The organism is Terrabacter sp. P5_B1 (assembly GCF_056400505.1).
Genome location: NZ_JBFULD010000194.1, coordinates 1 through 8,047 on the forward strand (window position 1 = coordinate 1; position 8,047 = coordinate 8,047).

Annotated in this window: 8 protein-coding genes; 6 read left to right on the forward strand and 2 right to left on the reverse strand. The window is 71.6% G+C overall.

Annotated features, from left to right (window positions below; translation table 11 throughout):
- The coding region (locus AC1DP0_RS14165; RefSeq protein ID WP_478085196.1) for an NAD-dependent epimerase/dehydratase family protein at nucleotides 1–156 on the reverse strand (156 nt) is incomplete at its 3' end.
- Between the two features lie 210 nt (nucleotides 157–366).
- On the opposite strand from AC1DP0_RS14165, the gene AC1DP0_RS14170 reads away from it, so the two are divergent.
- The 6 genes from AC1DP0_RS14170 to AC1DP0_RS14195 are packed head-to-tail and all read left to right on the forward strand — an operon-like array spanning nucleotide 367 to nucleotide 6,033.
- Entirely contained in the window at nucleotides 367–1,587 is a 1,221-nt protein-coding gene (locus AC1DP0_RS14170; RefSeq protein ID WP_478085189.1) for a substrate-binding domain-containing protein, read from the forward strand.
- A 16-nt stretch (nucleotides 1,588–1,603) separates the two neighbouring features.
- Nucleotides 1,604–2,338: an ABC transporter ATP-binding protein gene (locus AC1DP0_RS14175; RefSeq protein WP_478085190.1), complete on the forward strand. Its 735-nt coding sequence runs from the start codon at nucleotides 1,604–1,606 to the stop codon at nucleotides 2,336–2,338.
- Nucleotides 2,335–3,087, forward strand: a complete 753-nt coding sequence (locus tag AC1DP0_RS14180) for an ABC transporter ATP-binding protein (protein WP_478085191.1) — start codon at nucleotides 2,335–2,337, stop codon at nucleotides 3,085–3,087. The genes AC1DP0_RS14175 and AC1DP0_RS14180 overlap by 4 nt, the downstream gene beginning before the upstream one ends.
- Entirely contained in the window at nucleotides 3,084–3,968 is an 885-nt protein-coding gene (locus AC1DP0_RS14185) for a branched-chain amino acid ABC transporter permease (protein ID WP_478085192.1), read from the forward strand. Before AC1DP0_RS14180 ends, AC1DP0_RS14185 begins: the two co-directional genes overlap by 4 nt.
- Nucleotides 3,965–5,107 (forward strand): branched-chain amino acid ABC transporter permease, encoded by a 1,143-nt coding sequence (locus tag AC1DP0_RS14190; protein ID WP_478085193.1) that lies wholly within the window; start codon nucleotides 3,965–3,967, stop codon nucleotides 5,105–5,107. Before AC1DP0_RS14185 ends, AC1DP0_RS14190 begins: the two co-directional genes overlap by 4 nt.
- The gene (locus AC1DP0_RS14195) at nucleotides 5,104–6,033 is read left to right on the forward strand and encodes an alpha/beta fold hydrolase (protein WP_478085194.1); all 930 of its coding nucleotides are present in this window, start codon (nucleotides 5,104–5,106) and stop codon (nucleotides 6,031–6,033) included. The genes AC1DP0_RS14190 and AC1DP0_RS14195 overlap by 4 nt, the downstream gene beginning before the upstream one ends.
- 55 nt (nucleotides 6,034–6,088) lie before the next feature.
- On the opposite strand, the gene AC1DP0_RS14200 is transcribed toward AC1DP0_RS14195, so the two are convergent.
- Complete coding sequence (locus AC1DP0_RS14200) at nucleotides 6,089–8,017, reverse strand: helix-turn-helix domain-containing protein (protein ID WP_478085195.1); 1,929 nt, start codon at nucleotides 8,015–8,017, stop codon at nucleotides 6,089–6,091.
- Nucleotides 8,018–8,047 lie beyond the last annotated feature (30 nt).

An 8,047-nucleotide genomic window follows, 5' to 3' on the forward strand; every position in this document is an offset into this window, starting at 1 on the left:
CACGAGGACCTGCTTCGACTCGCTGCGGGTCATGCCGTGGACCTCGTGCCCGGCTCGCACCAGACGCGGCACCAGCTGGCGCCCCATCGCACCCGTCGCTCCTGCCACCAGAATCCTCATCACGCGCTCCTTCGCTCGTTTCCTGCGTACACCCATCTGGACGAGACAGCAGCCCGTCCTGTGACACCCCGGTGGGAGAACGTATGTCGGGAGAGGTGGCGGCGAGCCACATGCCGGCGGGGTCTTTGTGGTGGCAGGTCCCACCACGGGTCGTTCGAGCCTGAACTACTTTCGCCGAAACGGTTGGGCGTCAACGAATCTCGTTGCAGCAAAGGCGCGAGCGCCCGCCAGAGGTGGAGGACATCGGTGTCCAAGCGGTGGAGTTTCGCGCTCGCGAGCGTCATGATCACGCTGTCCGTCGCGGCCTGCGGGTCCCCCGGCCAGCCAGGGGCACCGTCGGGCGACAACGGCACCGCCGGCGCCTCCGGTGGTTCCGGCGCGCCGTACAAGGTGGGCCTCGTCTACTCCAAGTCCGGGCCGCTGGCGAGCTACGGCAAGCAGTACCGCCAGGGACTCACGGCCGGCATCGACTACGCGACGAAGGGGACCGGTGCCGTTGCCGGTCGCACCATCCAGATCACCGAGCAGGACGACGCCGGCGACCCGGCCAAGGCCGTCGCGTCGGCCACCGACCTCATCGGTCAGGGCAACACGATCATCGCCGGCTCGACCTCGAGCGGCGTGGCGCTGCAGGTGGCGCCGCTGGCGAAGGACAACAAGGTCCTCTTCATCTCGGGTCCGGCCGCCGCCGACGCCGTCACGGGTGCCAACCGCTACACCTTCCGGTCGGGACGCCAGACCTACCAGGACGTCGCGACGGCTGGGAGCATGCTGGGCGACGTCAAGGGCAAGAAGGTCACGGTTCTCGCGCAGGACAGCGCCTTCGGCAAGGCCAACGTCGCAGCCGTCACGGCGGTCCTCGGCGCCAAGGGCGCCGCGGTCAGCTCGGTCGAGGTCCCGTCGGCCGCGACCGACCTGACCCCGTTCGCGACCAAGGTCAAGGGCGGCACTCCCGACCTGCTCTTCGTCGCCTGGGCCGGTGCCAACGCCACGGCGATGTGGACGACCCTCGGCCAGCAGGGCGTCTTCGACTCCACGAAGGTCGTCACCGGTCTCGACATCAAGGCGACGCACACCCTCTTCGGTGAGGTCGCGACGAAGATCAACTTCCTCTCGCACTTCTTCGAGGGCGCGGCCGACAACCCGGCCTACCAGGCCCTGGACGCGGGACTCGAGAAGCAGGGCGCCACGGTCGACCTGTTCACCAACGACGGCTTCGTCGCGGGCCAGATGATCGTGCACGCGCTCGAGTCGGGCGGCGGCAACGTCGACAAGATGGTGAGCTCGCTCGAGGGCTGGAAGTTCGACGGCCCGAAGGGCGCGCTCGAGATCCGCGCCGAGGACCACGCCCTGCTCCAGCCGATGTTCACGGCCACGCTGAAGAAGGACGGCAGCAACGTCGTCCCGCAGCTCGTCGACACGCTCCAGGCGTCGGCCGTCGCGCCGCCGGTCACTCCCTTCAAGTGATCAGGCACTTCGCGTCGTGATCAGTGCAGAGGCGGTCGGCTGGAAGGTCGGCGGCGCCACGATCCTCGACGACGTCTCCCTGACCGTGGGGGCCGGTGAGCTGCTCGGCATCATCGGCCCCAACGGGGCGGGCAAGTCGTCGTTCGTCAACATCCTGAGTGGTGTGACCAGACCTTCGAGCGGACGGATCACGTTGCAGGACAAGGACGTCACAGGAGCGAGTGCCACGCGGCGCGCACGGTTGGGGCTGGCCCGGTCGTTCCAGACGTCCGCCCTCTTCGACGGGCTGACGGCCGGGGAGAACGTGCGGCTGGCGATGCAGGCCGCCGGCACGGCGTCCTTCTCCCCGTTCCGGGTCGCCGGGTCCGCGTCGTCGGACGCCATCGAGTCGCTCCTCGCCCGGGTGCGTATGCCCGGTCAGGCCCACGCGCGGGCTCGGGACCTCTCGCACGGCGACCGTCGCAAGCTCGAGCTCGCCATGGCGCTCGCCTCCGAGCCGTCGGTGCTGCTCCTGGACGAGCCGATGGCCGGGGTGTCGGCAGAGGACGTCGACGGCCTGACCGAGATCATCGGCGAGGTCCGCGACTCGGGGGTGGCGGTCGCGATGGTCGAGCACCACATGCATGTCGTGCTCGGCCTCGCCGACCGCGTCGCGGTCCTGCACCACGGACAGCTGCTCGCCGTCGGCGCCCCGACCGAGGTGACGGGCGACGAACGGGTCCAGCAGGCCTACCTGGGAGAAGCACTGTGACCGCGCAGGATCCATCGACCCACGGCTCGGACGAGGCCGCTCCCGTGCTGACGCTCCACGACGTCCACGTCCGCTACGGCGGTTCGCACATCCTCCAGGGCGTCTCGTTCGACGTCCCCGCGACCGGCGTCACGGCGCTCCTGGGACGCAACGGGGTGGGCAAGACGACGAGCCTCAAGGCGATCATTGGACTCGCCCCCAGGACTGGTCAAATCCTGTTGCAGGGCAACGAGATCCAGAGCACGACGACGGCGCGCATCATCCGCGGAGGCATCGGCTACGTGCCCGAGGACCGCGAGGTCTTCGGCGGCCTCACGGTCGAGGAGAACCTCAGGCTGGCCGCCCCCGACCAGGGTGTCGACGCCCCGATCGTCGGGCGGCTCTTCCCCGATCTCGTCGCGCGCCGCGGGCAACGAGCAGGCACGCTGTCCGGGGGTCAGCAGCAGATGGTGTCGCTGGCGCGGGTCCTGCTGCGCGAGAACGCGCTCCTGCTCATCGACGAACCGACGAAGGGCCTCGCTCCCAAGCTCGTCACCGAGGTCGCCGACGTGCTGGCGGAGGTGGCGCGGACGACCCCGATCCTCCTCGTCGAGCAGAACCTGCCACTGGTGCGGCGGATCGCCGACCGCGTCATCGTCCTCGACGCAGGCAAGGTCGTGCACCGCGGGACGGCTGCCGACCTCGTGGCGGACGTCGGCCTCACGCGTCAGCTGCTCGGGGTCTCGATGCGACGCGAGGGGGCGGCATGAGCGACCTCGTCCTCCTCCTGGTCACCGGCGTCGGGCTGGGCGCGCTCTACTTCATCGCCGCGAGCGGGTTGAGCCTCATCTACGGCCTCATGGGCGTGCTCAACTTCGCGCACGGCGCCTTCATGACCGCCGGCGCGTATGCCGCCTGGCTGACGATGCGCGCGCTGCCGGCCGAGTGGTCGGTTGCCGGGCGCCTGCTCGTCGCCGTCATCGCTGCCGTGGCGGTCGGGGCCGTGGTGGGGCTGGTCGTCGAGGTCGTGCTGATTCGCCCCCTCTATCGCCACCACACCCAGCAGGTCCTGGTCACGGTGGGCCTCTCGCTCGCGGGAGTCGCTGCGGCACAAGGCATCTGGGGAGCAGACCCGCGGCCGGTGGACACTCCCGCGTGGATGGGGGAGACGACCGACGTGCTCGGCGCCCGGCTCCCGAACGACCGCTTCGTCTACGTCGTCGTCGCAGCCGTGCTCTTCGCCGGGCTCCTCGCCCTGCTGCACCTGACGCGCCTCGGACTCGTCATCCGGGCCGGGGTCGAGAACCGGACGATGGTCGAGGCCCTCGGCATCAACGTCCACCGGACCTTCACGGTCGTCTTCGCCCTCGGCGGCGCTGCTGCCGGCCTGGCGGGAGCGCTGTACTCGCACTACGCGGGAGCGGTCTCACCGGCGCAGGGTGGCTCGCTGCTCATCTTCGCCTTCATCGTCGTCGTCATCGGTGGCATGGGCTCGCTGACGGGCACCGCCGTGGCTGCCGTCGTCGTGGGACTCGTCCAGCAGCTCGCGAACTACTACGCGGCCAGCGGGGTCGGCGACCTGTCGGTCGTGCTGCTGCTCGCACTGGTCCTCCTGCTCCGACCGACCGCCCTGAAGGGAGCGACGACATGACGTCGCCGACCGGCCATCTCACGGACACGCGTACGCCCTCGGGGTCCGAGCTCGCGGGCGATGCGGCCGACGCACCGGGGACCGGGACGGGAGAGCGGCGCCGCGATGGGCGCCGGACGCTGCGCGTCCTGCCGGCACTCGTCGTCCTGGCGGTGCTCGCCTACCTGCCCTACGTGCCCGTCGAGCTGCCCGGCATCCTGCCCGGGCGGGTCAACRGTCCGGGGTCGCTGCAGCTGCTCGCCACCTGCCTCGTCGTCGGCGGCATCGCCCTGAGCTACGACGTCGTCTTCGGCCGGACCGGCCTGCTCAGCTTCGGGCACGCCCTGTTCGTCGCCGCCGGCAGCTACCTGCTGACGATCTCGCTCTCGACGTGGGCGCTGCCCCTCCCGATCGCGCTGCTCGCGGCTCTCGGCCTGTCGACCGTGCTCGCCCTCGTCGTGGGGGCGATCGCCCTCCGGGTCGGCGGGATCGCCTTCGCGATGGTGACCCTGGCGTTCGCGCAGGCTGCGTCGATCATGGTCATGCGCAACCCCGGGGGAGTCACGGGGGGCGAGGAGGGGCGACCGCTCGACCGCGACGCGGTGCCCGATCTGCTCGTGGGCGTGTCGAACGCGCCCTACCGCTACTGGTTGGCGCTCGGCTTCGTCGTCGTGGCGTGGGCCGCGGTCACCGTGCTCGTGCGGTCGCGGGCCGGCCATGCGATGGCGGCCGTGCGCGAGAACGAGCAGCGCGCTGCCGTCCTCGGGTTCGGGACCTACCGCGTCAGGCTCCTGGCTCTCGTGGTCGGCTCATCGCTCGGCGCCCTCGGGGGGATCGTCCACGCACTCGTGCTCGGGGGGTCGAACCCGCACCTGACCACTTCGGAGTTCACGCTCTCCCTCCTCGTCATGGTGGTGCTCGGCGGCGCAGGCAGCCGCTGGGGCGCCCTCATCGGCGGGGTGCTCTACACCTATGCCGACGCCCGGCTCGTCGAGGTCAGCAACGCCGCCGCCCTCCAGGGCCTGCCCGACGTCGTGCGCCAGGTGCTGTCCCAGCCGCTCTTCATCCTCGGCGTCTTCTTCGTCGTCGTGGTCTACTTCGCTCCGTCGGGCCTGACCGGCCTGGGCGGGCGCCTGATCAGGAGGTCAGCGTCCAGATGAGCACCACCCCGTCCGCGTTCGTCATCGAGCTGCCGGAGGGCAGCCTCGCCATCCACGACCTGAGCCTGGGGTCTCCTGCGGCAGATGCCCCCGTCGTGCTCGCAGTCCACGGCATCACGGCCAACGGCCTCTCATGGAGACGGGTCGCCGACGAGCTCGGCCRTCGGCACGGTCCGGGGGCGGTGCGGTTCCTCGCCCCGGACCTGCGAGGACGCGGTGACAGCCGCTCGGTCCCGGGCCCGTACGGCCTGGGCGCTCACGTGGACGACCTGACCTCGATCGCCACCGTCTTCGGATCGGCCCCGGTGCTCGTCGGACACTCGATGGGCGCCTTCATCGCCGCGCTGRCCGCGGCCCGCCAGCCCGAGCGCTTCCCGGCCGCCGTGCTCGTCGACGGTGGGCTCGCCTTCCCCGTGGCTGACGACCTCGACGTCGACGCGGCCCTCCAGTCGGTCATCGGGCCGGCCATGGACCGGTTGTCGATGCGCTTCGCCGATCCCGCGGCATACCTCGCCTTCTGGTCGTCCCACCCGGCGATGGAGCCGGTGCTGAGCGGTCCCGGCGGAGACGCGGCGCGGGCCTACATCGAGCACGACCTCGTGCAGGACCCCACGGACGGCCAGTGGCACAGCACCTGCGTGCTCGACGCAGTTCGGGCTGACGGAGCCGACGTCATGGCCGACCGCGAGACCCACGCCGGGCTGCGAACGGCCGTCGCGGACGGCGTCGGGGCCGAGCTCGTCTGGGCTCGGCGCGGTCTGCTCGACGAACCGCAAGGGCTCTATGACGAGGGACGACTGGCGGCGCTCGACCTCCCGGACGGGGTGCGCACGACCGAGGTCGACGCGAACCACTACGACGTCATCCTCGGCGACCGTGGGGTCGCTGCGGTCGCCGACGCCCTCGATCGTCAGCTCCGTGGCTGACCGCGCTACCCGCGCCACTTCACCGACGTCCGTCCAGTGACGCACGGCGGACGGATCAGGCCGGAGCCTGGAGCGAGCGCAGCCGCAGGGCGATCTGCAGCTCGAGGGAGTGGTCGGGCTGCTGCCACGAGGCGCCGAGCAGTGCGGTGATGCGCTCGAGCCGCTGCGACACCGTGTTGACGTGGACGTGCAGCGTCCCTGCGGCGTGGCGTGGGCTCCCGCCCGCCGCGAAGTATGCCGCGAGCGTCCCGACGAGGTCGGTGCCGCGCCGCTCGTCGTAGTCCAGGACAGGACCCAGGAGCTTGCGGACGTAGTCGTCGACGTCCGGGTCGGAGCCGACGATGAGCCCGGCGAAGCCGAGCTGGGTCGCGGCCGCACCCTTCCCCCGGTGCCCCAGCGCGATGAGCGCCCCCACGGTGCGGTGCCCTTCCTCGTGGGCGCCGCCGATGTCGTCGATGGTGCTCACCGGTCCGACACCGGCCACCGTGACGCAGGTGCGCTTGCCGATGCGGGCAGCCACCGCCCGTGCCAAGCCGTCGGGATCGGTGCCGGGGACGAGCGCGACGACGTCACCGTCGTGCGTGCCGACGAGCGAGGCGTCGCCCGTCGCGGCGCTGGCGGAGATGAGCAGTGCCCGTTGACCGCCGGGCTCCTCGCCGCGCAGCACGAGGAGGCAGAACGGCTTCTGCGGGTCGAAGCCGACCGCCCGTGCCATCGACAGTCGCTCGTCGCGAGACCCGCGCGCGCTGACGAGGTCGCTGACAAGGCGGTTGCGGGCCGACTGGCGGGCGTCCGCGGCCTGGCGCTCGAAGAGCAGGACCAGGGCCGTGACCACACCGGCCCGCTCGACCGTCCGCTGGTCCGAGTCACTCAGCGTGAGCCCACCGACGTAGATGGTGCCGAGCCGCTCACGGGCGGCGGTCACGGCGACGGCATACACTCCGTCGCGCTCGACGAGGCKTCCGGTGCCGAGTCCCGGCAGGGCGTCGAGGGACGCGACGGGGTCGCGACCGGACGTGTCGAGCACGGGAGCGGGACCCGCCGCGCTGTGTCGGGTGCCGTTCTCGTCGACGAGGACGGCCCACCCGCCGAGCAGCTCGGCGAGGGCGTGCGTGATGTCGTCGACACCGCCACCACCGAGCACCAGTGAGGCGAAGCGGTCGTGCGCGGCCGCAGCCTTCTCGACGCCGTCGGCGTAGTGACGGACCGTCTCGTGCGCTTCCGACAGCGCGGCCAGGGCGTTCTCCGCGTCGGCGAGGGCACGGGTCTGGACGAGGGTGACGGCGGCGAGGGTGGCGAGGTTGCCCAGCAACCCGACCTCCTCGCGGGTGAACGGACGGGGAGACCGGTTGCCGGCGAAGAGCACCCCGACGAAGTGGTCCTCGACGATGAGCGGCGTCCCGCAGATGGCGATGAGGCCCTCCTCGCCGACCGCGCCGTCGATCTCGRACGTGTGCCGGAACCGCTCGTCGGCCCAGTAGTCAGCGGTCCAGTAGGGCTTGTGCGTCGAGGCGACGAGACCGCCGAGGCCGGCCCCGAGCGCGAGGCGGACCGACTGGAAGACGGCTGAGACGGAGCCGTCGGTGGCGCGCATGAAGGTGTCGCCGGCCTCGGGATCGTAGAGCGTGAGGTAGGTGAGGTCGGTCCCGACGAGGCGACGCGCGCGGCGCACGATGGCGTCGAGGACCGAACCCGGGTCGCTCTCGGTCGCGAGCTCCCGTGCCGTGTCGAGCAGTGCCGCCAGCCCGGCCTCCCGGTGCTGGTGGACCTCCCGGGCGCCCGCGATCCGCAGCGCGAGGTCCCGTGCAGCGGCCGGAGCCGACGCCGCCGCGACCTCGGCGACCGGGGCATCCGCGGCAAGGAGCTCGAGCAGGTGGACGACCTGTGCTGCCGGCTCTGCCGGCTCTGCCGTCTCGACGGCCTCGGCCGGCTTGGCTTCCTGTGGTCGCTCGTCGGGCGACGGGAGGTCGGTGCGGAGTGCCACGGGCAGATCCTAGGCGGGTCGGTGCGGGGT